Source organism: Streptomyces krungchingensis, assembly GCF_054729265.1.
In genome coordinates this window covers 1,210,247-1,233,632 of record NZ_JBPUKY010000001.1, presented here as the reverse complement: position 1 = coordinate 1,233,632, position 23,386 = coordinate 1,210,247, and the positions used below count along the sequence as shown (strand labels likewise).

General features: G+C 71.4%; 23 protein-coding genes. 13 read left to right on the top strand and 10 right to left on the bottom strand.

Going from position 1 to position 23,386, the window contains the following annotated elements:
* Positions 1 to 96 precede the first annotated feature (96 nt).
* A complete protein-coding gene (locus tag ACSYGO_RS05635; protein ID WP_460385938.1) occupies positions 97 to 1,137 on the bottom strand; it encodes a methyltransferase in 1,041 nt (346 codons plus the stop codon).
* A 636-nt stretch (positions 1,138 to 1,773) separates the two neighbouring features.
* Between ACSYGO_RS05635 and ACSYGO_RS05630 the strand changes: the two genes are divergently transcribed.
* The 6 genes from ACSYGO_RS05630 to ACSYGO_RS05605 are packed head-to-tail and all read left to right on the top strand — an operon-like array spanning position 1,774 to position 6,361.
* Complete coding sequence (locus tag ACSYGO_RS05630; protein WP_460385937.1) at positions 1,774 to 2,553, top strand: SDR family oxidoreductase; 780 nt, start codon at positions 1,774 to 1,776, stop codon at positions 2,551 to 2,553.
* 11 nt (positions 2,554 to 2,564) lie between these two features.
* Complete coding sequence (locus tag ACSYGO_RS05625) at positions 2,565 to 3,794, top strand: FAD-dependent monooxygenase (RefSeq protein WP_460385936.1); 1,230 nt, start codon at positions 2,565 to 2,567, stop codon at positions 3,792 to 3,794.
* A gap of 6 nt (positions 3,795 to 3,800) precedes the next feature.
* A complete protein-coding gene (locus tag ACSYGO_RS05620; RefSeq protein ID WP_460385935.1) occupies positions 3,801 to 4,583 on the top strand; it encodes a cyclase family protein in 783 nt (260 codons plus the stop codon).
* 5 nt (positions 4,584 to 4,588) lie between these two features.
* Positions 4,589 to 5,704, top strand: a complete 1,116-nt coding sequence (locus ACSYGO_RS05615; RefSeq protein ID WP_426678364.1) for a methyltransferase — start codon at positions 4,589 to 4,591, stop codon at positions 5,702 to 5,704.
* Between the two features lie 52 nt (positions 5,705 to 5,756).
* Positions 5,757 to 5,912, top strand: coding sequence for a hypothetical protein (locus ACSYGO_RS05610; RefSeq protein ID WP_460385934.1), 156 nt, complete (start codon positions 5,757 to 5,759; stop codon positions 5,910 to 5,912).
* Positions 5,909 to 6,361, top strand: coding sequence for a nuclear transport factor 2 family protein (locus ACSYGO_RS05605; protein WP_426678365.1), 453 nt, complete (start codon positions 5,909 to 5,911; stop codon positions 6,359 to 6,361). Before ACSYGO_RS05610 ends, ACSYGO_RS05605 begins: the two co-directional genes overlap by 4 nt.
* An 83-nt stretch (positions 6,362 to 6,444) precedes the next feature.
* Here ACSYGO_RS05605 and ACSYGO_RS05600 read toward each other — a convergent pair whose 3' ends face one another.
* From ACSYGO_RS05600 to ACSYGO_RS05580, 5 genes are all read right to left on the bottom strand, one after another.
* Complete coding sequence (locus tag ACSYGO_RS05600; protein WP_426678366.1) at positions 6,445 to 6,732, bottom strand: antibiotic biosynthesis monooxygenase family protein; 288 nt, start codon at positions 6,730 to 6,732, stop codon at positions 6,445 to 6,447.
* A 38-nt stretch (positions 6,733 to 6,770) separates the two neighbouring features.
* Entirely contained in the window at positions 6,771 to 8,258 is a 1,488-nt protein-coding gene (locus ACSYGO_RS05595) for a class I adenylate-forming enzyme family protein (RefSeq protein ID WP_460385932.1), read from the bottom strand.
* The gene (locus tag ACSYGO_RS05590) at positions 8,251 to 9,180 is read right to left on the bottom strand and encodes an SRPBCC family protein (RefSeq protein ID WP_460385931.1); all 930 of its coding nucleotides are present in this window, start codon (positions 9,178 to 9,180) and stop codon (positions 8,251 to 8,253) included. The genes ACSYGO_RS05595 and ACSYGO_RS05590 overlap by 8 nt, the downstream gene beginning before the upstream one ends.
* A 64-nt stretch (positions 9,181 to 9,244) precedes the next feature.
* On the bottom strand, positions 9,245 to 10,000 hold the full coding sequence (locus tag ACSYGO_RS05585; RefSeq protein ID WP_460385930.1) for an SDR family NAD(P)-dependent oxidoreductase: 756 nt from the start codon (positions 9,998 to 10,000) through the stop codon (positions 9,245 to 9,247).
* A 9-nt stretch (positions 10,001 to 10,009) separates the two neighbouring features.
* Positions 10,010 to 11,632, bottom strand: a complete 1,623-nt coding sequence (locus ACSYGO_RS05580; protein ID WP_426678370.1) for an FAD-dependent monooxygenase — start codon at positions 11,630 to 11,632, stop codon at positions 10,010 to 10,012.
* Between the two features lie 168 nt (positions 11,633 to 11,800).
* Between ACSYGO_RS05580 and ACSYGO_RS05575 the strand changes: the two genes are divergently transcribed.
* The 5 genes from ACSYGO_RS05575 to ACSYGO_RS05555 all read left to right on the top strand — a co-directional run bounded on the left by ACSYGO_RS05575 (position 11,801) and on the right by ACSYGO_RS05555 (position 16,540).
* Positions 11,801 to 12,028, top strand: a complete 228-nt coding sequence (locus ACSYGO_RS05575; protein ID WP_460385929.1) for a hypothetical protein — start codon at positions 11,801 to 11,803, stop codon at positions 12,026 to 12,028.
* A complete protein-coding gene (locus ACSYGO_RS05570) occupies positions 12,025 to 13,545 on the top strand; it encodes an FAD-dependent monooxygenase (protein ID WP_426678372.1) in 1,521 nt (506 codons plus the stop codon). Before ACSYGO_RS05575 ends, ACSYGO_RS05570 begins: the two co-directional genes overlap by 4 nt.
* Before the next feature lie 5 nt (positions 13,546 to 13,550).
* Positions 13,551 to 14,156, top strand: coding sequence for a dTDP-4-dehydrorhamnose 3,5-epimerase family protein (locus ACSYGO_RS05565; RefSeq protein WP_426678373.1), 606 nt, complete (start codon positions 13,551 to 13,553; stop codon positions 14,154 to 14,156).
* On the top strand, positions 14,153 to 15,112 hold the full coding sequence (locus tag ACSYGO_RS05560) for an NAD-dependent epimerase/dehydratase family protein (RefSeq protein ID WP_426678374.1): 960 nt from the start codon (positions 14,153 to 14,155) through the stop codon (positions 15,110 to 15,112). Before ACSYGO_RS05565 ends, ACSYGO_RS05560 begins: the two co-directional genes overlap by 4 nt.
* Positions 15,113 to 15,352: 240 nt before the next feature.
* Entirely contained in the window at positions 15,353 to 16,540 is a 1,188-nt protein-coding gene (locus ACSYGO_RS05555) for an acyl-CoA dehydrogenase family protein (protein WP_426678375.1), read from the top strand.
* Between the two features lie 282 nt (positions 16,541 to 16,822).
* Here the strand turns inward: ACSYGO_RS05555 and zwf are convergent, their stop codons facing one another.
* The 4 genes from zwf to ppgK form a co-directional block, all read right to left on the bottom strand.
* Entirely contained in the window at positions 16,823 to 18,232 is a 1,410-nt protein-coding gene (gene zwf / locus ACSYGO_RS05550; protein WP_426678376.1) for a glucose-6-phosphate dehydrogenase, read from the bottom strand.
* A 48-nt stretch (positions 18,233 to 18,280) separates the two neighbouring features.
* Positions 18,281 to 18,976, bottom strand: a complete 696-nt coding sequence (gene pgl, locus ACSYGO_RS05545; RefSeq protein WP_426678377.1) for a 6-phosphogluconolactonase — start codon at positions 18,974 to 18,976, stop codon at positions 18,281 to 18,283.
* Between the two features lie 5 nt (positions 18,977 to 18,981).
* On the bottom strand, positions 18,982 to 20,013 hold the full coding sequence (gene gnd, locus ACSYGO_RS05540) for a phosphogluconate dehydrogenase (NAD(+)-dependent, decarboxylating) (RefSeq protein ID WP_426678378.1): 1,032 nt from the start codon (positions 20,011 to 20,013) through the stop codon (positions 18,982 to 18,984).
* Positions 20,014 to 20,290: 277 nt separating this feature from the next.
* Positions 20,291 to 21,064 carry a polyphosphate--glucose phosphotransferase gene (gene ppgK / locus ACSYGO_RS05535; protein WP_426678379.1) on the bottom strand — a complete coding sequence of 258 codons (774 nt, stop codon included), beginning with the start codon at positions 21,062 to 21,064 and terminating at the stop codon, positions 20,291 to 20,293.
* A gap of 391 nt (positions 21,065 to 21,455) precedes the next feature.
* Here ppgK and ACSYGO_RS05530 point away from each other — a divergent pair, with 391 nt between their 5' ends.
* Both ACSYGO_RS05530 and ACSYGO_RS05525 read left to right on the top strand, forming a co-directional pair.
* Positions 21,456 to 22,259, top strand: a complete 804-nt coding sequence (locus ACSYGO_RS05530) for a Cof-type HAD-IIB family hydrolase (RefSeq protein ID WP_432174726.1) — start codon at positions 21,456 to 21,458, stop codon at positions 22,257 to 22,259.
* Between the two features lie 285 nt (positions 22,260 to 22,544).
* Entirely contained in the window at positions 22,545 to 23,342 is a 798-nt protein-coding gene (locus tag ACSYGO_RS05525; protein ID WP_426678455.1) for an oxygenase MpaB family protein, read from the top strand.
* Positions 23,343 to 23,386 lie beyond the last annotated feature (44 nt).

The window sequence follows — 23,386 nt, the reverse complement described above, 5'->3', positions numbered from 1 at the left end:
GTTTGAGAGGTCTCGCCCGAGAAATGTTCGCCGGGCGCGCTCCGCCCGGGGCGTGCAGCCCCGGACGGAGGGGGACGGCCGGCGTCCTCGCGGCGGTCAGCGACCGGTGTCCCCGCCGCCTTCGGGAACCCGGCTGTCGATCATGTGCAGATACGGGCCGACCGGCCGGACGTCGGTCACCGTCAGCCCGGCCTCCTCGACCAGGCGCAGCAGACTGCGGCGCAGGTGCTTGCGGCCGTCGACGTTCAGCAGCAGGAGCAGGTCCATGGCAGTGGTGAACCCGGTCTCGGGGCTTCCGTCGACCAGGTTCTCGATGACGACGACCCGTCCGCCCGGACGGGCGGAGGCGGCGACATTGCGCAGCGCGGCCACGGTGGCCGCGTCGTCCCACTCCAGGACGTTCTTCAGGATGAAGACGTCCGCCTCCACCCGCACCGACTCCCGGCAGTCACCGGCCACCAGACGGCAACGGCCGTCCAGCGCACCGCCCTTGCGCAACCGCGGATCGACGTCCTCCAGCACACCGGGCAGGTCGAACAGGGCACCACGCAGGGACGGGTCGCGCTCCAGGACGGTCGCGATGAGATCGCCGTGCCCGCCGGCGACGTCCACCACGGTCAGGTCGCCGCGCAGGTCGAGCGTCTCGGCGATCGCCCCGGACGAGAGCCGGCTGGCCTGCGTCATGGCGCGGTTGAAGACCTCGGCCGACTCCGGCGCGTCCTCGTACAGATAGGTGAAGAAGTCCTTGCCGTGCGTCTCGCCGAAGCCGCCCTTTCCCGTACGGACGGCGTCGGCGAGACGCGGCCAGACCTCCCAGGTCCACGGTTCGGTGGCCCACAGGACCATGTCGCGCAGGCTGCGCGGAGTGTCGCCGCGCAGCAGCCGGGAGACCGGCGTGTGCGCGTAGCGGTCGCCCTGGGCGATGAACACGCCCTGCGAGCTGAGCGCGCGCAACAGCCGGTCCAGCGTGCCCGGTTCGGCGTTCACCAGGCGCGCCAGCTCGGCGGCGGTCGCGGGTTCCTCACCGAGCGCGTCGGCCACGCCGAGCTGTACCGCGGCGCGGAGCGCGGCCGCGTGGCCTGCGGCCAGGGCGAGTCTGCGGAGGTTCGTCACGGCTTCGAGAGCGGGAGCTGTCATGACACCAGCGTCGTCAACTCCACTCGACGGCAACTGGACCGCTGGTCGAAGCGGTGAAGTCCCGCCCGGGGCGCGGATGTCCCCTGGGCCTGGGTGTCCCTGGGGCGCGAACACCCCCCGGGGCACGGACATCTCCTGGGCCTGGGTGTCCCTGGGGCGCGAACACCCCCCGGGGCACGGACATCTCCTCGGCCCGGGTGTCGCTGGCGCGCGAACACCCGCCCCAGGGTGCGGATATCCCGGGGCCCGAGTACCCCCGGGGCGCGAGTACCCCACCCAGGGTGCGGCCACCCTCCGTTCGGCGTGCACTCGACCCTGCGGCGCGCCTCGGCCCCTGTGGCGTGCCCTGGCGGCCCCTGCGGGGTGCCCGGCCCCTGCGGCGTACCCCGGCCGCCCGTGCGGGGTGCCCCGGCCCGTGTCGCGTGCGCCCGCCCGTGCCAGGTGCACCCGCCCGAGCGAAGCGCACCCCCCCGTCCTCGGGAGGCGTGCAGCCGGTGTTCGTGCTCCCCGCGCGCTCCGCTCCGGCTCCAGCCACGATCGACCGTTCTGGGACACGGTGACAGCAACCAACCCACCCACAGGGCCAGTTCACCGAGTGCAGCCCGCGGCGGCCCGGACAGCGAGAGGAAGTGCACCGTGTCGGAACCGCACTCGCGCAGCGAAGTACCGCCGCTGCCAGGCCTGAAGGGCAGGAGCGCCCTCGTCATCGGCGGAACGCGCGGAGTGGGCCGGGCCGTCACCGAGAAGCTGGCCGTGTCGGGATGCGACGTCGTCGCGACGTTCGCCCACTCCGCCGCGGACGCCGGGACACTGCTCGCGGACCTGAAGGACACGCCCGGCAGCCTGGAGACGCTGCGCGGCGACGCGCGCCGGGCCGAGACCCTGCCCGAGGCGATGCGCCACGTCCGCGAGCGGCACGGCCGTCTCGACATCCTGGTCCACGCAGCCGCCTCGGCGCACCCCATGCCGGTCCTCGGCATGCGCCTGACGGAGGTGTACGCCGACACGGCGACCGCGCTGGTGCCGCTCGCCGCGTCCGCGGGGCCCGCCGCGGACCTGCTGTCCGAGGGCGGCCGGATCATCGTCGTCTCGGCGAGCGTCGCCCGCGGTGTGGCTCCCCACATGGTCAGCCTCGGCGTCGCCAAGGCCGCCCTGGAGAGCCTGACACGCTTCGTGGCCGTGGAACTGGCCGACCGCGGCGTGACCGTCAACGCGGTCTCCGCGTCCAAGCTCGACAAGGGCGCCGACACCCCGCGCCCCGAGGTCGCCCGCGCGATCGGTGCCCGCACCCCCGCGGGACGCCTCGCCACACCCCGGGACGTCGCCGACACGGTGGCGCTGCTCTGCCTGCCCGAGGCCCAGTGGATCACCGGCCACGTGGTGTCCGCCGACGGCGGCCTGAGCCTGCTGGCCTGACGGAGGACGACATGGAAGAAGACACTCGCACGGACGTCTGCGTCGTCGGTGGCGGCCCCGCGGGCATGACCCTGGCACTCCTGCTGCTGCGGTCCGGCGCGCGCGTCACCGTCGTCGAGCGCAGCTCCTCGCTCAGCCGCGAGTACCGCGGCGAGATCCTCCAGCCCGGCGGCCTCGCCGTGCTCGACGAGATCGGTGTCCTCAAAGGCGCCACCGACCGCGGCGCGCACGTCCTGGAGCGGTTCCGGCTGGTCGAGCACGGCCGCGTGCTGATGAACTTCGACTACCGCAGGCTCCAGTCCCCGTACAACTATCTGCTCAGCCTGCCCCAGGCGCATCTGCTCGCCGAACTCCTCGACCGATGCCAGGAGTTCCCGGAGTTCCGCTACACGGTGGCGCGGGTCAACGGCCTGATCCGGGAGGGCGACGCCGTACGCGGTGTGTACGCCAAGGCCCAGGACGTCACGTACACCGTGCGCGCCGCCTGCGTGGTCGCGGCGGACGGACGCCACTCGCAGGTCCGCCGGCTCGCCGGCATCGACCACGTCCGCCAGGACGTCTTCGACCAGGACGTGGTCTGGTTCCGGCTGCCCGCGACGGAGCGTCTCGGCGAAGTCATGGTGAACCGCGCTGGAGGCAACCCCGTCCTCGCCTACGACTCCCACCCGGGCGCTGTGCAGATGGGCTGGACCCTGCCCAAGGGGGAGTGGAAGCGCCTGGCCCCGCTCGGCATCGGCGAGGTGCGCCGCAGGATCACGGCGGCGACCCCGCAGTTCGCCGACCGGGTCGAGGGGGCGTTGCGCAGCTTTGCCGACGTCTCGCTCCTCGACGTGTTCGGCGCCGCCGCCGAGCGGTGGACCGGCGACGGCCTCGTCCTCATCGGCGACGCCGCCCACACGCACGGCCCGCTCGGCGCCCAGGGCATCAATCTCGCCGTCCAGGACGCCGCGCTGCTCCACCCGATCCTGCTCGCCGCCGTCAGGGACGGCGATGTGAGCGCGGCGCGGCTCGAGGAGTTCGAGAGGATCCGCAGGCCGCACATCAAGGCCGTCATGAAGTTCCAGGCCGTGCAGAGCCGGATGATGCTGTCCGCCGACAGCCTGGCCACCTTCCTGCGTCCCAAGCTCGCCCGAGTGGTGATGCGCACCCCGATCGGCGCCAAGTTCACCCAGCGGATCGCCTTCGGAGCCCCCGGCATCCGCGTCGCCGACAACCTCTTCACCGTCAACCAGAAAGAGTGATCGCGGATGAGACTGGTCGACCTGTCGTCACCCGTCGATGCCCGGGGCTGGGAGCCCGAGCCGGTGACCCACGAGGTGATCACACCGGCCGAGGGCGCCCGGCACATGGCCGACGAGATGCGTGAGCACTTCGGCATCGACTTCGACCCGAGCGTGCTCGACGACGGCGAACTGCTGTCGATCGACACGCTGCGGCTCACCACCCACACCGGCACCCACATCGACGCGCCGGCCCACTACGGGACCCGCGCCTCCTACCGCGAGGGCCCGCCCCGCACCGTCGACGAGCTCCCGCTGGACTGGTTCCACCGGCCCGCCGTCGTCCTCGACCTCACCGACGCCGAGCCGGGCGCCGTCGGGGCCGACCGGATACGGGCCGAACTGGACCGGACGGGTGTCGAGCCGGCACCCCTGGACATCGTGCTCCTGCACACCGGGGCCGACCGGTGGGCCGGGACGGAGAAGTACTTCACCCACTTCACGGGACTCGACGGACCCGCCGTGCACCTCCTGCTCGACCTGGGGGTGAAAGTGATCGGCACGGACGCGTTCAGCCTGGACGCGCCCTTCGGCGACATCCTGCGACGGTACCGGCAGACCGGGGACCGCTCGGTCCTGTGGCCCGCCCACTTCACGGGGCGCGACCGCGAGTTCTGCCAGATCGAGCGTCTCGCCAACCTGGACCGGCTGCCTCCGCGCGGCTTCACCCTCTCCTGCTTCCCCGTGAAGATCACGGGAGCCGGAGCAGGCTGGACCCGCGCGGTCGCTTTCATCGACGACGAGGGCTGACGGACATGACCGACGACATCCACGCGCACACACGCGGGGCGCAGGCAGCGCCGGGCGAGAGCGGCGCGGGCGACACCGGGCCGGTGCCGGCGTACTCCTTCGTCGACCGGCCGGACGTCCCGCCGCGCCAGCGGCTCATGCTGCTCGCCAACGGGCAGCGCTTCTCCGCCGTCGTGTACGCGCTCGCCGAGCTCAACGTCGCCGACCAGCTGGTCAAGGGACCCCGCACGGTCGCCGAACTGGCCGACGCGGTGGGCGCCGACGAGGCGGCGCTCTACCGCATGCTGCGCTGTGCCGCCCTCCTTGGCGTGTTCCAGGAGCTGGACGGGCGGCAGTTCGCCCTCACCCCCCTCGCCGAGGGGCTGCGCACCGACCTGCCGGACGGGGTGCGGGACGCCGTGCTGCTCGACGGATCCGGCTTCTTCTGGGGCTCGTTCGGATCGATCCTGCACTCCGCGCGGACCGGCCGGCCCGGCTTCGACGCCGCGCACGGCATGTCGTTCTGGGAGTACCTCCAGGGCAATCCGGAGGCGGGCGAGGTCTTCGACGACGCCATGACCACCATCAGCCGGCGGCTCGGCGGGCTCTATCTGGACCGCGTCGACTTCTCCCGGTTCCCCGTCGTCGCCGACATCGGCGGAGGCCGGGGATACTTCCTCGCCGAGATCCTGCGGCGCAACCCCGGCGTCCGCGGTGTGCTCTTCGACCGCGCGCAAGTCGCGGACACCGCAAATGAGTTGCTGAGCGAGCGTGAGGTCGCCGACCGTGTGGAGGTGGTCGGCGGCGACTTCTTCACCGACCCGGTCCCGTCCGGCTGCGACGCGTACGTCCTGAAGACCGTGCTGCACGACTGGCCGGACGAGAAGGCCGTGGAGATCCTGCGCGGCGTACGACGGGCCATCAGCGACTCCGCGGCGCGCCTGCTCGTCCTCGAACAGGTCGTGGCACCCGGCAACACCTGGGACACCGCCAAGTTCCTCGACGTCGACATGCTCGTGGTCATGGGCGGGCGCGAGCGCAACCTCGACGAATGGCGCGCGCTGCTCGCTGCCGGCGGATTCGCCCTGGACTGCGAACCGGCCGTCGGTGACTGGGCGGTACTGGAATGCAGGCCGCACTGAAGCGTTGCCCGCCCGGCCCGGCTGACCTGGCTGACCTGGCAGCGCCGGCCGATTGGTTGACTCGGCCGACCCGACCGGCTCGGCCGACCCGACCGGCTCGGCCGACCCGACCGGCTCGGCCGACCCGACCGGCTCGGCCGACCCGACCGGCCCGGGCGACCCGCACGACTCGGCACCCACCCCGATCACGGAGGACAGGACCGTATGACCGACACCACCCTCGACGCGGCGCCCGCTCAGGAGGCGCTCTACACCGAGGTACAGCAGTTCTACGCCCGCCACATGCAACTCCTCGACAGCGGCAGGGCCGAGGAGTGGGCGCAGACCTTCACCGAGGACGGGGAGTTCGCGCCGGAGCACCGCCCCGAACCCGTCGTCGGCAGGACCGCCCTGGCCCGTGCCGTGCGTTCCGCCCACGAGGCGCTGGTGGCCGCGGGCGAGGTGCGACGCCACTGGCACGGCATGGTCGCGGTGGACTCCGCGGCCGACGGTTCGCTGCACGTGCGGTGCTACGCGCTCATCATCGGCACCGTGCTGGGCGGCGATCCCCAGGTGAGGATGAGCTGTGTGTGCGAGGACGTGCTCGTCCGCGAGGACGGCGAGCTGAAGGTCAGCCGACGGCGCGTCACCAAGGACGGCGTGGGCGTACCCGGCTGAGCGGCGCCACACGGGAAGGCCCCCGGGAGAGATTCCCGGGGGCCTTCCCGTGTGGCCGGCGCCGGAGTGCGTCCGGCGCGGCCTCAGTGGTCCTCGCCGACCGGCGCGTACAGGTCGGCGTCGGGTGTGGCGAGACCGGCCAGGCCGCGGACGCGGTTGCGGAACTCCTCGCTCTGGACCGCCTTCTTGTGCGAGTCGGGGTCGTCCCAGTGGGCGGTCTCCACGAAGATGTTCGGCTTGCTGATCGAGCGGTAGACCTCGTGGCTGATGAAGCCGGGCTGCGCCTGCATGTAGGCGCTGACCTCGGCGATGGCGCGCCGGAACGCGTCGACTTCGCCCGTCACCGTGAACTTGTTGATCAGGGTCACCATGGTCGTACTCCTTGGTCGGGGTCGGTGGTGGTCCGGTGTCATCCGCGCGTGGCGAACAGTTCCGTGAAGAGCCGACGCAGGTCCTGGCGGCGGACCTTGCCGCCGCCGGACCGGGCGATGTCGGGGACCGCCCGGATGTGCCGGATGTGCTGGTAGTACGGCAGGCCGGAGTTGACGTCCGCGGCGATGGCGTCCAGTGCTTCGGGCCCTTCGGGACGACGGGTCACCACGAGGGCGACCGCCACGGCGCCGCTGAACTCGTCCGGGTGGTCGACGACCGCGCAGTCCGCCACGGCGGGGTGCGCGAGCAGCACCTGCTCGATCTCCTGCGGGGAGACCAGCCAGTTGTCGCATTTGAAGACGTCCTTGAGCCGGTCGACGACGAAGAGGCAGTCGTCCTCGTCGACCTCGCCGACGTCACCGGTGGCGAACCAGCCCTCGGCGTCCAGGGCCGCACCGTCCGGCTCGCCCAGGTACCCCTTCATCAGCTGCGGGCCGCGCACCTGGATCTCGCCGCGCTCACCGGGGCCGAGTGCCTTGCCGGTGGTGAGGTCGACGATCCGGCATTCGGTGCGGGGGACCGGAGGCCCGCACGAACCGTCCTTGGGCCGGGTGCGACTGCCGCAGTGGGTCATCGGCGCCGTCTCGGCGAGCCCGTACCCCTGGAGGACCGGGATCCCGAAGTGGTCGCCGAGCCTGCGTGCCGCCGGGACCGGCAGCGCGGAGCCGCCGGAGAACACGGCCTCCACGGTGTCGAGCCGCAGCTCCGCCAGGTCCGGTCGCGCCGCGAGACGGCTGAGCCGCATCGGCAGGCTGTAGTACCTCGTGGCCCGCGCCTCGTTCGCCGTCCGCAGCGACGCCGCCAGGTCCGGATCGGTGGCCAGCACCTGCTCGGCGGCCGCGAACAGCGCCGAGTTCAGGTGCATCGGGTGGAACGTGGGCAGATGGTTGACGGTCACCGAGCCGGCGTCCAGACCGTGCGCGTGCACGGTCTGTGCCGCGTTGACCGCCAGGTTGTGATGGGTCTGCCGCACGCCCTTCGGAGCGCCGGTCGTGCCGCTGGTGAAGTGGACGGACGCGACGTCGTCGGGGCGCACGGCGGGCGCCTCCCGCAGCGGTCCGGTGTCCCACAGCGTCCGGTCGCCGATGTCCAGCGAGGTCACCGTGTCGCCGAGCTCGGCGGCGATCTCCTCCGTCGTGAGCACCAGCCGTGCCCCGCTCGCGGCGACGAGGGCCTCCAGACCCTTCGCCCGGAGGAAGGGATTGACCGGCACGACGACATTGCCCGCGCGCAGCGTGCCGTAGTACGCCACGGCGAAGTCGGGATGGAGGACCGAGGTGATCGCGACGGTCGTGCCGGGCCCGCCCACCAGGCCGCGGATGCGTGCCGCGCAGCCGCTCACCCGCCGCTCCAGTTCCCCGAAGGTCAGCACGTCGCCGCGGTCCGTACGCAGGGCCACGCGGTCGGGGTGGGCCTCGGCGGCGAGCCGCGGCAGCTCGTCCAGGCGCTCGACGGGCTCACGCACGCGCCTGCTCCTCCGCGAACTCCTTGGACAGCCGCAGATTGGTCATGGAGTTGGTGCTCAGCACCCGGCGCAGATAGCGGCGCGCGTCCTCGACCGTGGTGCCCTCACCCAGGATCGGCAGCGCCGACGGCTTGATGACGGCGACGTGCCGCGACTCGACGACGATGCCCTCGCGGGTCGGGGTGAACAGCCAGTGCCCGGTGTGCGCGTCCAGCAGCGCCGGGAGCCCGATCTGCTTGTAGACGATCTTGGAGTGCGGGAAGCAGATCCGCACCGAACGGGTCGTGTGCGGGGCGCCGTCGGACGTCGTGGTGTCCATGTCGAAGAACTGGATGCCCGGCACGTCCTCGGTCATGTCGATCCGGGAGACATGGGCGAGCCGCTCGGGCCAGCGATCGGCCTCGTACAGGATCCGGTACGCGTCCTCGGCGGACCCCGCGGCGAACAGCGGGTCACGGAAGTCGACGACGAGGTCGGACAGTTCCTGCCGGTTCGCGGCGGCGTACGCCACCGTCGACAGCAGGTCGGAGCGTGCCGACTCCGCTCGGGCGAGGTCCTCGGGGGAGGTGAGCGCGCTCGTGTCCTGCCGCAGCTCGATCTCGGTCTTGTCCTCCGAGACCGCGCGCAGCACCCATGCGCCGCGCACACCGGCGAGCGAGGACTCGGGCGTGTCCTCGAACGTGACCCGCAGGCCGTCGGCGTCGAGCGTGCGGTCCTGGGTGCGGGACCACACCCGCTCGTCGTCGGTGATGGTCCAGATCGTCACGGAGTCCTGCGCCCCGCCCCGATCGGTGCGGTCCGCGTGGACGACGGAGGGGGAGAGATAGTGCAGCGGATCGGGATCGGTGATCAGGTCGAGGACGACCTTCGCCGGCGCGTCGACGACGACCGATTCGCCCACGGGGGCTTGGGTGTTGACCACTGGTGTTCCTTCCACGAGGAGTGCGGGCGGGCGGCCCGCGGGCGAGGGCCGGGCGCGGGTGGCGTCACCCGCGCCCGACCAGGGAGACCAGCTCGCCGGTGATGTTCTCGTTGGCCGCCGAGCAGTAGAAGACGACGGTCCTGGCGACCTCCTCCGGGCTGCCGAGGCGCCCGGTCGGCAGTGCCGCCGCGGCCTTCTCCAGGACGGCCGCGGGGAGGTGGCGCAGGGCCCCCTCGGTCGTGGTGAGCCCGGGACTGATCACGTTGACCAGGACCCCGTCGGGGCCGGCGTCGCGGGCCAGACTGAGCGCGAAGCCGTGCAGCGCCGACTTGGCCGCCGTGTAGACCTCCTGGCCCGCCTGGCCCTTGGCGGCCAGGTGGGAGGAGATCAGGGCGATGCGGCCGTGCCCCTGGGCGCGCATGGCGCCGAGCGCGGTCTGCACCGTGCGGATCGTCGCGGTCAGGTTGTCGTCCAGGAACGCGGCCCAGTCCGCCGGGTCCAGGCGCTCGAAGCCCGGGCGGGGGCGTCCCGCGGGCCGGCGCACGGCGTTCGCGACGAGCACGTCCACCGTGCCGAAGTGCCGCTCGACCGTCGGTACGAGGTCCTCGACCGTGCCGGGCCGGGCCAGGTCGTAGTGGACCGCCAGAGCCCTGTCCGGGCCGCCGAGTTCACGCACCAGGCAGTCCGCCCTGTCCTTCGCGCCGGCATAGGTCAGCGCGACGCGGGCACCCTCGGCGGCGAAGGCGCGCACGGTCGCCTCTCCGATGCCCCGGGTGCCGCCCGTGACGAGGACGACCCGGTCGGTCAGTCCGAGATCCATCGGGGCTCCTCAGCGGGGACGGGTGAGCGGCAGCCGCCCGAGCGCGGCGGACAGGGCCGGCCAGGACAGTGCGGGCCCACGGGCGAGCAGATAGCCGTCGGGGCGGACCAGGAGCCATCCACCGGGGGACAGGCCGAGCCGTTCCGAGACCCGTCCGTCGCTGTCGGGGACCACCTCCGGGTCGGTGGCCGACTTTGCCTCGGTGACGCTCAGCACCGACAGCCAGCCGCCGTGCTCCTCCCGTGCCCGGCCGACCGCGTCGGCGACGGCGGGCTCCTGCGGCGCCGGGGCGGTCAGCAGCAGCCAGCCGGGCCGGCGCAGTGCCGTGAGCAGCGCGGGCCAGCCGGTGCCCGTGAGGTCCGAGTCGGTGACCTCGGTGAGCCGGGTCCCCGGGCGTGGGCCGCTGCCGCCGCCGGCGTCCGCGACGGTCAGCGAACGGTTCGCGTACGAGAGCAGCAGCCCCGACATCCCGCCGAGCATCTCCCGCTGCATCCGCCTGCGTATGGGGGCGACCCGGCTCACCACCCCGAAGATCACGGGCAGTGCCAGATCCGTGAACCGGCTGCGCAGCTCGATCATCTGCGTGGCCTTCTTGGTGGACTCCAGGAGGGCCTCGCCCACCGGCACGCGCTCGCTGGTGTAGCTGTCCAGCAGCTCCGCGCGGGCATGTCCGTCGATGACCATCGCGAGCTTCCAGGCCAGATTGACGGCCTCCTGGATACCGGTGTTCATGCCCTGCCCGGACGCCGGGCTGTGCACATGGGCCGCGTCGCCCGCCACCAGACAGCGGCCCACGCGCATGGCCGGGACCATGCGCTGCTGCGCCGTGAAGACCGACACCCAGGTCGGGGTGCCGATCCGTACCCGGTGGCCGATGCCCTGGCTGAGCTTGCGCTCGAAGCGCGCCGCGAGACGGCCGGGGTCGCCGTCGTAGTCGGTCTCGGCGGTGTCCAGCAGCCGCCACCGGTCGTCGGCCAGGGGTACCGCCATGAGGGTGCCGCCCTCGGCGCGCACCCAGTAGATGCTGTTGGGCGGCAGCTCGCTGGTCATGGGCGCGTCGGCCAGCAGCCAGGTCTGGTTGGCCTCGCCGATCAGCGGGAGGTCGAGGGAACGGCGTACGGTGCTGTGCCCGCCGTCGCAGCCGACCAGCCACGGGGTGCGCACGGTCTCCTGCCGGCCGTCGGCATGGCTCAGCCCCACGGTCACGCCGTCGTCGTCGCGTGCGATCCGCTCCAGCTTCGTCCCCCATTCGGGGACCACCCCGAGATCCGCGAGCGCGTCGCGGAACACCTCCTCGGTCGCCGTCTGCTCGATGGCGAGCGTGAAGGGGAACCGGGTCGGCATCGTCGAGTAGTCCGCGTCGAGGCGGGCGAGCCGGCGGCCGTCCTGGAAGAGGGTGAAGGCCCGGATCTCCCGGCCCCGCTTGAGCATCTCCTCGACCAGGCCCATCTGGTCGTACGCCTCCAGGGTGCGCGGATGCGTGGCGACGGCGCGGCTGGTGGTCGCGGGTGCGTCCTTCGCGTCGATGAGACGCAACGGGATTCCGCGGCGGGCGAGTTCGAACGCCAGGGCGAGCCCCACCGGGCCGGCCCCCGCCACGAGTACCTGGGGAGTGCGAGGTCCGTTCGTCACTGCCATCCGATCCTCTGCTGCCGAAGGTCATCCGCTGCTGCCGAAGGTCATCCGCGCCCCAGGCTCGGGCACGCTGCTGGAGCCCCCCTCGACTCGTGGTCGACGTGGCGGCGGACCGGTCGACGGGTCCTCGACCCGGGCTCCAGAAGCCCCCGCAAGGGTGAGGGCATGCGCACTGCCTGGTACGACCTCGACTTCGCCCGTGCGCTCGGGCGCCGCATCGGACGGGGCCTGTGCACGCGGCTGGCGGGGCTCGGCCTGGCCGCCGGCCCGATGGCACCGGATCCGGCCCTGCTGGACGGCGATCCGCGCACGCCGCCGTACGGGGAAGACAGGGACAACGGGGACAACGGGGACAACGGGGATACGCCGCACAGGGACCTGGAGGTTCGATGAACACCGACGTCGTCGTGGTCGGAGGGGGCCCGGTCGGTCTGCTGCTCGCCGCCGAACTGCGGCTCGGGGGCGCCCGCGTGGTCCTCCTGGAGCGGCTGACGGAGCCGAGCGGGCACTCCCGTGCCTTCCGCATGCAGGCGAGGATGCTGGACGTCCTGGACCAGCGAGGCCTGCTCGACCGGTTCAAGGAGGGCAACCGCACCTGGCCGAAGGCCCACTTCGCGGGCCTGGAACCGTTGCTCGACTTCGGGCACCTGCGCAACGAGCACCCCTACGCCCTGCTCATCCCTCAGGCGCGCACCGAGGAGCTCCTGGAGGAGCACGCCCTGGCGTGCGGAGTCGAGATCCGCCGCGGGCACACCCTGCGGGGGCTCGACGCCACGCCCTCCGACGTCGTGGCCGAGGTCGAGTCGCCCGAGGGCACCTACCGGTTGCGCTCGCACTACCTGGTCGGCTGCGACGGCGGGCGCAGCACCGTCCGCAAGCTCGCGGGCATCGGTTTCGGCGGCTCACCGCCCACGGTCCGCGCGCTCCTCGCCGACGTGGAACTGGCCGACCCCGGACAGCTGCCCAACGGAGTGCCGGGCACCATGCGCACCCCCCGGGGTCTGCTCATGGCGATCTCCCTGCAACCCGGCGTGACCCGGGTGCTCACCACCGAGTTCACCCCGCCGGAGTCCGGCTCCGAGCACGCGCCGGTGACGCTGGACGAACTGCGCGAGACGGTGCGCAGGATCACCGGCATCGACGTCGCGATGGACCGGCCGCGCTGGCTGTCCCGGTTCGCCGACACGACCCGGCTGGCGGACACCTACCGGCAGGGGCGCGTGCTGCTTGCCGGCGACGCGGCCCACGTGCACTTCCCGATAGGGGCGCAGGGCCTCAACCTCGGCCTCCAGGACGCCGTGAACCTGGGCTGGAAGCTGGCCGGGACCATCGTCGGATGGGCGCCGCCCGGACTGCTCGACAGCTACGGCTCCGAGCGCCGCCCGGTCGCCGGGCGCGTGCTGCGCGAGACCCGGGTGCAGCTGCTGCTCATGGCCCCCGACCCCAAGGTCGACCCGCTCCGCGAGATGTTCGCGGAGCTTCTCGCGCTCCCCGAGGTCAACAGCCGTCTCGCGCACGAGATGACGGGCCTGGACGTCCACTACGCCGCCGCCGCGGGCCGCTACGAGCACGACCTGCTCGGCCGCCCCTGCCCTCCGCTGCCGGCCTCGGTCGGTGCCGAGGTCCGCACGGTCCTGCGCACGGGCCGCGGGGCACTGCTGCTGCCGGAGGGCCCGGCCGAGGAGGCCGCGCGGCTCGCCACCGAGTGGTCGCACCGTGTCGGCCGGGTCGCGACCGAGGACGGACAGGGACTGCTGCTCCGACCGGACGGCCATGTCGCGTGGGTGGACCCCGGCGACGGTGTGCCCCGCAAGGACGTGCTGCTGGAGCTGGAGGACGCCCTGCGGCGCTGGTTCGGCGCTCCCGGCTGCACGGTCCTGTCCCGCAACGACGACACGGCCGGCAGGTGACCGGGATGCGTACGCGCAGGCTCGCGGTGGCCGGCAGTTTCGAGTTCACCCCCGAGATCCACACGGACGCGCGGGGGCTGTTCGTGTCGCCGCTCCAGGAGGAGGCGTTCGTCGCGGCGGTCGGCGAGCCGTTCGTGACCGCGCAGACGAACCACAGCCGCTCCGCCCGGGGCGTGCTGCGCGGCCTGCACTTCACGACCACACCTCCCGGCCAGGCCAAGTACGTGTACTGCGCGCAGGGCCGGGCCCTCGACGCGGTCGTGGACATCCGGCTGGGCTCACCGACCTTCGGCAAGTGGGACATCGTGGAGATGGACGCCGTCTCCTACCGTGCCGTGTACATCCCCGACGGCGCCGGGCACGCCTTCCTCGCGCTCGACGACGACACCGTGATGTCGTACCTCGTCTCCAGCGCCTACCGGACCGAGCTGGAACAGGCCGTCGACCCGCTGGACCCGGTCCTCGGCCTGCCGTGGCCGTACGACATGGAGTTCGTCATGTCGGAGCGGGACACGGCCGCCGTCTCGCTCGCCGACGCGGAGGCGCGGGGGATGCTGCCCCGCTACGAGGACTGCCGGCAGTGGCCGGCGGAAGCGGAACCCGGCCGGTGAGCGAGGCGCCCACGACAGGGCCGGCGGCGTCCGGCGCGAACGGACGGGTCGCGGTCATCGGCGCGACCGGGTGCGTCGGCAGGCAGATCGCCCAGGCCTTCGCCGCCCGCGGCACCGAAGTGGTCGCCGTCGCCCGCCGACCCGCACCCCACATGGCGGCCCATCGGTTCGTCGCGCTGGACGTCGCCGCCGCACCCGCCGAACGGCTCGCCGACTTCCTGGCCGCACAGCGGGTGGACGCGGTGGTGAACGCGACGCTCGGCTGGGGCGAGGAACTCCACGCCACCAACGTCCGGTTGGTGGAGCGGCTGGTGGACGCGCTGAAGAAGACGCCCGAGCCTCCGCGCCTGGTGCAGCTCGGCACCATCCACGAGTACGGGCCCGTCCCCCGGGGCACCTCCATCGACGAGCGGGTCCGGCCGGATCCGCGACAGCCCTATCCCCGGTCCAAGCTGGTGGCGGCCCGGCTGGTGCTCGACGCCGCGCGCGCCGGAGAACTCGACGGTGTGGTGCTGCGCCTCACCAACACCATCGGGCCGCACCCCGCAGCCGAGAGCTTCTTCGGTTCCCTGGCCGCGCGACTGCGCGACGAGCCGGGCCCCGTCGACCTGACGCTGGCCGAGGCGCACCGCGACTACGTCGACTCGCGCGACGCGGCGGACGCGGTGGTGCGGGCCGCCGAAAGTCCCGCGGCCCACGGGGTGTTCAACATCGGCAGCGGCCGGGCCCGCGACATCCGGACCCTGGTCGCCGCGCTGGTCCGCGCCTCGGGGCGCCCGCGGGACTCGGTGCGCGGTCACCCGGGAGCCGTGCACAGCCGTGGCGCGGACTGGATCCAGGTCGACAGCACGCGGGCACGGCGGCTGCTCGGCTGGAGCCCGCGCCACGGCCTGGACGCGTCGATGCGGGCGATGTGGGAGACGGTGCGCGCCGAACGGGCCCCGGGGACCCGGTGATCGGGCAAGAGGTCCCGGGTGCACGGTGATTGGCAAGAGGCGCCGGGTTCCCGGTGATTGGGCAAGAGGTCCCGGTTACCCGGTGATGGCGCCCCGGGGGAGGAGTGGCGGTGGCCCCCGAAGGGGGCACGGGAAATCCCCCTGACGCGTCATCAGCATTCCCAAGTTCTGCAACACGTTCTACTGTGTGCGCCGACCAGCCGGGAGAACCAGCTCGGGCACCGGGCAACAGGAGGCGCCGTGCATCTCGAATACACGCCGGAACAGCAGCGTCTGCGCACCGAACTGCGCGACTACTTCGCCGAGTTGGTGCCCGACAACGCCTACGCCCGGTACGCCGACCCCGCCTCGCAGAAGCGGTTCTACCGCGAGACCGTCCGGCGCCTGGGCACGGACGGCTGGCTCGGCGTCGGATGGCCGAAGGAGTACGGCGGGCGCGGGCTGACCCCCATGGAACAGTTCATCTTCTTCGACGAGGCGGCCCAGGCGGGCGTGCCCCTGCCCCTGATGGCGCTCAACACCGTCGGCCCGACGATCATGCAGTTCGGGACGGAGGAGCAGAAGTCCCACTTCCTGCCCAGGATCCTCTCCGGCGAGATCGACTTCGCGATCGGCTACAGCGAGCCCGACGCCGGCACCGACCTCGCCGCGCTGAAGACGAAGGCGGTCCGCGACGGCGACGGCGACGGCGACTACGTCGTGAACGGGCAGAAGATCTGGACGACGAACGGCGACACCGCGGACTGGGTCTGGCTCGCCGTCCGCACCGACCCCGACGCCCCGCCCCACAAGGGCATCACCATGCTCCTGGTGCCGACCTCCGACCCCGGCTACTCGTGCACGCTGATCAACACACTCGCCTCGCACGACACCACCGCCAGCTACTACGAGAACATCCGCGTCCCCGTCACCCGCCGGGTCGGCGAGGAGAACAAGGGATGGCGGCTGATCACCAACCAGCTCAACCACGAACGCGTGACGCTCGCCGCGCACGGCACCATGGCGATCCGCGCCCTGCACGACGTGCAGCGCTGGGCCATGGAGACCAAACTCACCGACGGCCGCCGCGTGGCCGACCTCCCCTGGGTGCGCCGCCGGCTCGCGCAGACCCACACCCGGCTCGACGCCATGAAACTGCTCAACTGGAAGATGGTGAACGCCGTCCAGGAGGGCACCCTCACCCCGCAGGACGCTTCCGCGGTCAAGGTGTACGGCTCCGAGGCGCGCCGCGATGCGTACGCCTGGCTGATGGAGATCGTCGCCGCCCCCGGGGTGCTCAAGGAGGGCTCCGCGGGAGCCGTCCTGCACGGCGAGCTCGAACGTGGCTACCGCTCCGCGGTGATCTTCACCTTCGGCGGCGGCAACAACGAGATCCAGCGCGAGATCATCTCGTGGATCGGACTGGGGATGCCCCGGGTCCGGCGTTAGCCTGATGTGACCAGGCATTCCAATGGGCCTATGAGCCCGGCAGTTGGCACCGGCCGGTAGCCCTGATCTCCTCGGACCGACCTCGTCCGATGCCACAGCCGGCCGGCCAAGCCCGACGTCCACCCCGTGGCGGTGCGTGCTGGTCTTTCCGGTGCCGGTGCCTGCCTGCAGCACGGGATGGTGCCCCCTGGCGGAAGAACTCCGGGCGATATCCGTTGGTGCGGTTGACCCGCCGTCTCCAGGGCGCGACCGGCGGTTCACCGGGTCAGGGGCGCGGCTGTGTCAGTGGGGAGACCTCGCCGGCAGCCATGGTTCGTGCCATCGCGGATATCCGGCGACGAGCTTGCTCGCGCCCGCCGGCCCCCAGGTCCCCTGCCGGTAGCGCTCGGGGTCGCCGGGCACCTCCAGCAGTGGCTGGACGATTCGCCACGTCTCCTCCACCGAGTCCTCCCGGGTGAACAGGCTCGCATTGCCTTGCATGGCATCACTGAGCAGGCGCTCGTACGGCTCGGGTGCCTCACCGAGCTCGGCCGCGAAGAGGAGGTCGAGATCCACCAACTGCGTGTCCTGCTTGCCCGGCTGCTTGGCCTGGATGCGGAAGTTCATGCCCGGGCTCGGATCGATTCGCAGGATCCACTGGTCGCGCTCGGGCGCGAACCGCTCCGCGAACGCAAGCCGCGGCGGACGCTTGAACATGATCCGAATCTCGGTCACTCGCTCGGGGAGGGACTTGCCGGCGCGGATGAAGAACGGCACCCCGGACCAGCGCCAGTTCTCGATCTCCAGCCGCAACCCGACGAAGGTCTCGGTGCGCGAGCGCGGCCTCACACCGGGGACCTGCAGGTAACCCTCGTACTGCCCGCGGACGTAATGGGCCGGGTCTGCGTCGGGGATCGCCCGGAACACATCGACCCGGCGGTCCCGGAGCGCGTCCGCGTCGGCGCCTGACGGCGGCTCGGACGCCACCAGGGCGAGCAGCTGCAGCAGATGGTTCTGCACGACGTCGCGGAGCGCGCCGACCGGGTCGTAGAAGTGGCCACGGTCCTCGACCCCGAAGTCCTCGGCCATGGTGATCTGCACGCAGGAGACGTGGTCGCGGTTCCACACCGGCTCGAACACCGAGTTGGCGAACCGCAGGAACAGGATGTCCATCGCAGGCTCTTTGCCGAGGAAGTGGTCGATCCTCAGCAACTGGTCCTCGTCGAGGAGCTGACGCAGCTCGGCGTTGAGGGCGCGCGCCGACGCGAGGTCATGCCCGAACGGTTTCTCCACGACAACCCGGGCCCCCTTGGTCAGCCCGGCGCCTGCCAGGCCCCCGACCACCCGGGCAAACAGGGATGGCGGGATCTCCAGGTAGAAGACGGGGTGCCGACTGCCTTTGACCGCCCGGGCGAGGCGTTGGAACGTCTCCTCGTCGGCGTAGTCGCCCTGCACATAGCTGAGTCGGGCGGCGAACCGGGCGAAGACGCTGTCGTCGAGCGGCTCACCCGCTGCCTCGATCGCCGCGCGGGCGTGGTCACGCAGCGCGTCGTCGGACCAGTCGTCGCGCGCCACTCCGACGATCGGGCAGGTCAGCAGCTTGCGCCGCTCAAGCCGATAGAGCGACCGAAACGTCATCTTTCGCGCGAGGTCCCCCGTGATCCCGAAAATGACCAGCACGTCTGCGGGAACGTTCGACGAGTTCGAAGCCATCTGATCCCCCTCACGGGGCCGGCACTGCAAAAGAGTCGGGCGTCATGGTCATGCGGGCGACTGGGCACCGGCGCGCGGAGGGCCCTGGTCGGCCGCCGCCGTGTCCGCGAGGACGAGCGACGCCGCCGCCTCGACCCGGCCGGCGGGAATCGACCGGTCTCCCGCCACGAGTCTCGAGAGCGGTTCGCGCTTGTCCGCTCCGGTGATGAGCCAGAGCACTTGCTGGGCGCGGGCGAGTGCGGGGTAGGTGAGTGTCATGCGCTGATGGCCCATGTAAGGCGCCGTCAGGGCCACCAGCCGGTCCGAGACTTCGAGCACCGGGTCCCGTGGCACCAGCGAGGCGGTGTGCCCGTCCGGGCCGAGGCCCAGGTGCACGAGGTCGAAACTCTCGGGCAGCGACCGCCCGTAGGCGGCGGCCGCCGCGTCAAGGTCGGCGTCGTTCACGGGCATCGCGATGACCTCGGCCGGGGCCGCACCGAGGCTCTCCCGCAGGTGGGTGAGGTTGCGGTCCGGGTCGCCGTCGGGCGCGACGCGCTCGTCGACCTGGAACACCGCCACCTGCTCCCAGGGGACGTGCTCATGTGCCAGCCGCGCGAACATCGCCCAGGGAGTGTGCCCCCCGCTGACGGCGAACGTGAATCGGCCGTGGGCCTGCACGCAGGCCCGGGCCAGCCGCGCCACGAGCGCCGCCGCGGTGTCGGCGACCGCATCGGGGTCGGCGACGACTTGGAGTTCGTGACGCACAGCCCTCAGCCCTTCTTTTCGGCGTGCCCGCCGAACTCCGAGCGCATCGCCGAGAGGATCTTGTCGGTGAACTCCCCGGCCTGCCTGGACTCGAAGCGCTCGTAGAGCGAGGTGGTGATGACCGGTGCCGGGACGCCTTCGTCCACCGCGGCGAGGACGGTCCAGCGGCCTTCCCCGGAGTCGGAGACCCGCCCGGCGAAGCCGTCGAGGGAGGGCGAGCGGGCGAAGGCGTCGGCGACCAGGTCGACCAGCCACGAGCCGACGACCGAGCCGCGCCGCCAGACCTCGGCCACCTCTCCGACGTCGATGTCGTACTGGTAGGCCCACGCATCGCGCAGCGGCGTCGTCTCCGCGTCGACCTCTTGCCGGCTTGTGCCGGCGTTCGCGCGCTTGATGATGCCGAGGCCCTCGGCGATCGCGGCCATCATCCCGTACTCGACCCCGTTGTGGACCATCTTCACGAAGTGCCCGGCGCCGTTCGGCCCGCAGTGCAGGTAACCGAGCGGGGCGGTGCCGTCGGTCCGGGTCCGGCTCGGCGTCGGCTCGGCGCTGCCCTCGCCGGGAGCGATCGTCTTGAAGATCGGGTCCAGGTGAGCCACGACCTCGTCCTCGCCGCCGATCATCAGGCAGTAGCCGCGCTCCAGCCCCCAGACTCCACCACTGGTCCCGCAGTCGACATAGTGCAGCGACTTGTCGGCAAGACGCTTGGCGCGTGTGATGTCGTCGCGGTAGTAGGAATTGCCACCGTCGATGAGGATGTCGCCGGGCTCCAACAACGGCTCGAGCTGGTCGAGGATGGAGTCGACGATCGCAGCCGGAAGCATGAGCCACAGGGCCCTCGGCCTGTCCAGTTTCGCGACGAAATCCCGGAGTGAGTCCGCGCCCGTCGCGCCCTCGCCGGCCAGTTCGGCGACCGCGTCCGCGTTGACGTCGGACACGACGCAATGGTGTCCGTCTCGCATCAGCCGACGCACCAGGTTCGCCCCCATCCGGCCGAGCCCGATCATCCCGAGTTGCATGGGCTTGTCTGTCGCCATGTGGTGCCTCCTGCTCCTTGAGCGTGCGGTGGTGCCGGATCAGCGCGTTCGTGGACGAGTCGTGGCCGAGCTCAGGCTCGGTTGCGCTCCCGAGTTCCGGGATGATCGCGACAGCAAGCATCCGCCGACGGTCCGGGTGCCGTAGAAGTCGCCGTACCAGCCGGCGAGCAGTCCCATCGGGACCGGCAGGTTCTGTGCGAACGGCGCGGTGCGGGTTGCCGCTCAATGCGAGCCTCCCTGGAAGTGCTGCCCCTGCGCTCATATCGAGCGCGGCAGGCTAGGGTTGAGCTTTCCCGGCCGGGGCGAAGAGCGCCGCGCCGACAATGCCCGCATCGTTCAACAGCTGCGCCGGCACGATCTCGGTCCTGAGCTCGATGTACGGCAGGAATTTGTCGGCCTTCTTGCTGACGCCGCCGCCGATGATCATCAGGTCGGGCCACAGCAGTCGCTGGACGAGGTCGAGATACGTCTCCAGGCGGTGCGCCCACTTCTTCCAGGACAGGTCGTCGTGCTCGCGCACCGACTCCGCGGCCCAGTCCTCGGCATCGCCGTGATGCAGCGGCAGGTGCCCGAGCTCGCTGTTGGGCACCAGGTATCCGTCGGAGAAGACGGCGCTGCCGATACCGGTGCCGAGCGTCACCATGACGACGACGCCTTTGCGTCCCTTGCCGGCGCCGAAGCGCATCTCGGCGATCCCGGCCGCGTCGGCGTCGTTCACCACCCTCACGTCGCGGCCGGTCGCTCGTGCGAAGAGCTGGGCCGCGTCCGTCTCCATCCAGGCCGGGTCGATATTGGACGTCGTCTGGACCTTGCCGCCCCGGATGACTGCCGGCAGCGTCAGCCCGACCGGTCCTGGGACGCCGATCTGTGAGAGCACCTGCACGGTCACATCCGCGACTGCCCCCGGGGTCGCCGGATGCGGTGTCGGGATCCGGACCCGTTCACCGATGAGGCTGCCGACCCCGAGGTCGACCGGCGCTCCCTTGATGCCGGTCCCGCCAATGTCGACCCCCAGCACGTGGGCCGTCTTGTCCGGACTTGCCTGCGCCACTGCCCGCTCCCCTCAGGGGCCGGCCCAAAATGTGTTGCGTGAACTTTGGACGTCAAGCCCCGTATGAGTTTAGCCATACATATCTCAATATTCTCACATATCCCTTATATTCGCAATATAGCCGTTATAGGGTTATATGAAATCCCAAGGGGTACATCCAAGCATTGTGCGCCCTCAAGGGCGGCGGCATTCCCCTCTATTCGAGAAGGGCGTATTCGAGAAGGACGTATTCGCGAAGAACGCGACTGCGACTCACGCCGGCCCGCGACGGTGACCTCCAGCAACTTTCGGAGTTCGAGTCGACCGGGAACCCGTCCCCCAAATCCCCCGCATCCATGGGCCGTTGCCCCTCCCGCTCGGACCGGCCGCGACCGGAGCTCAAGGAGGCGTGATGCCAACCCGCCCGATCCGCCTGCTTCTTGCCGACGTCGACGGCACATTGGTCACGAGCGACAAGGTCCTCACCGACCGCGCCGTCCGTGCGGTCCACAAGCTCTACGACGCCGGCGTCCTCTTCGCGGTGACCAGCGGGAGACCGCCCCGCGGCATGTCCATGATCATCGAGCCTCTGACGCTGGCCACTGAACTCGCCGCCTTCAACGGTGGTCTCATCGTCAACCCGGACATGACCGTCGTCGAGCAGCAGGTCATTCCCGCGGAGGTGGTGGCCCCGGTCGTCACGCTGATGGAGTCGTTCGGCCTCGGCGTCTGGATCTACCGGGGTGCCGACTGGTACGTCCGCGACGTGAACGGGCCGCACGTGGATCGCGAGAGCTGGACGGTGCAGTTCGCGCCCACGCTCGTTCCCGGCTTCGACGGGCTAGAGCAGGGCATTGCCAAGGTTGTCGGAGTCAGCGATGACCACCAGGTCGTCGAGGCGGCCGCCGTCGCAGCTCGCACGCAGTTCGGCGAGCATGTCTCGGCCGCCCGCTCGCAGCCCTACTACCTCGATGTGACCCATCCGCAGGCCAACAAGGGGGGTGTCGTCAAGTACTGGTCCGCCAAGCTCCAGATTTCCCCCGAACAGATCGCCACGATCGGCGACATGCCCAACGACGTACTGATGTTCGCCCACTCGGGACTGTCGATCGCGATGGGCAACGCCGGCCACGAGGTCCAGCGTGCGGCGAGGCGGGTTACCACGAGCAACGAGGAGGAGGGCTTCGCGAACGCGGTCGAGCAGTTCATCCTCTGACCCGCGTCACCGCGTGCCAGGTGCCGCCCTTATCGAGTAGTTGTCGGTCTGCTCGCTCGGCATCTCGCTCGTGAAGTTCCACCGCGGATGGGAACGAACTCATGGTCTGGAGCCCCAAGAGGGACTGCCTGGTCGATCAGTTGAAGCTCGACGATGACTGTCGGCATCACCACAGGTCGGCAGCGTTGACTGGTGCCGACCGGAATGCTTGGTCACACTGACACGGTGGAGAGCACGTTCCCGGGCGACCCGGGACTCTTCGGTCCCGGCTCCGTGACCTGGCAGATGCACGGCGACCCGATGATGTGGGTCGCCGGCATCCGCGCGCTGTACCTCCAGGCCCTGCACCCGCGCGTCGTGCGCGGGGTGACGCAGAACTCCGACTTCCGGCGCGACGCCTGGGGCCGGCTGATGCGCACCGCGAACTTCGTCGGCACGACGACGTACGGCACCGGTGAGGCCGCCGAGAAGGCAGGGGCGAGGGTACGAAAGATTCACAGCATGCTCACGACCGCCGATCCCGACACGGGGGAGCGCCACCCGGTCGACGAACCCGGACTGCTGCTGTGGGTGCACTGCGCCGAGATCGACTCCTACCTCCACGTGCTGCGGCGCTCCGGCTTCCGGCTGACGGACGAGCAGGCCGACCGGTACGTCGCCGAACACCTGGTCAGCGCACGACTGGTCGGGCTCGACCCCGCGGACGTACCGGCGAGCCGGGCCGAGCTGGCCGCCTACTTCGGCAAGATGCTTCCGGAGCTCGCGGCCGGGCCCGAGGCCCAGGAAGTGGACGCCTTCCTGCGGCGTCCGCCCGTCCACCCGCTGCTGCTCCCGGCGCGCGCACTGCTCTGGCGGCGCGTGGCACACCTGGCGTACGCCGCTCTGCCGCCGTACGCCCACGAGTTGTACGGCAGGCCCGCACCACCGCCCGCCTCGGTGACCCGGCACCTGCGCGTCACGGGCACCGCCCTGCGCTGTGTTCCCGCACGTCTGCGCTGGCAACTCCCGCCCAAACACATTCTGCGCGCGATGTCACGGCTCGGCCCCGGCTCGCGCCCCGCACCGTACAAAGTCGGCAGATAGCTCGCCATACTGGACGGGCCGGGGGAGGGCGCGGGCTGAGCAGT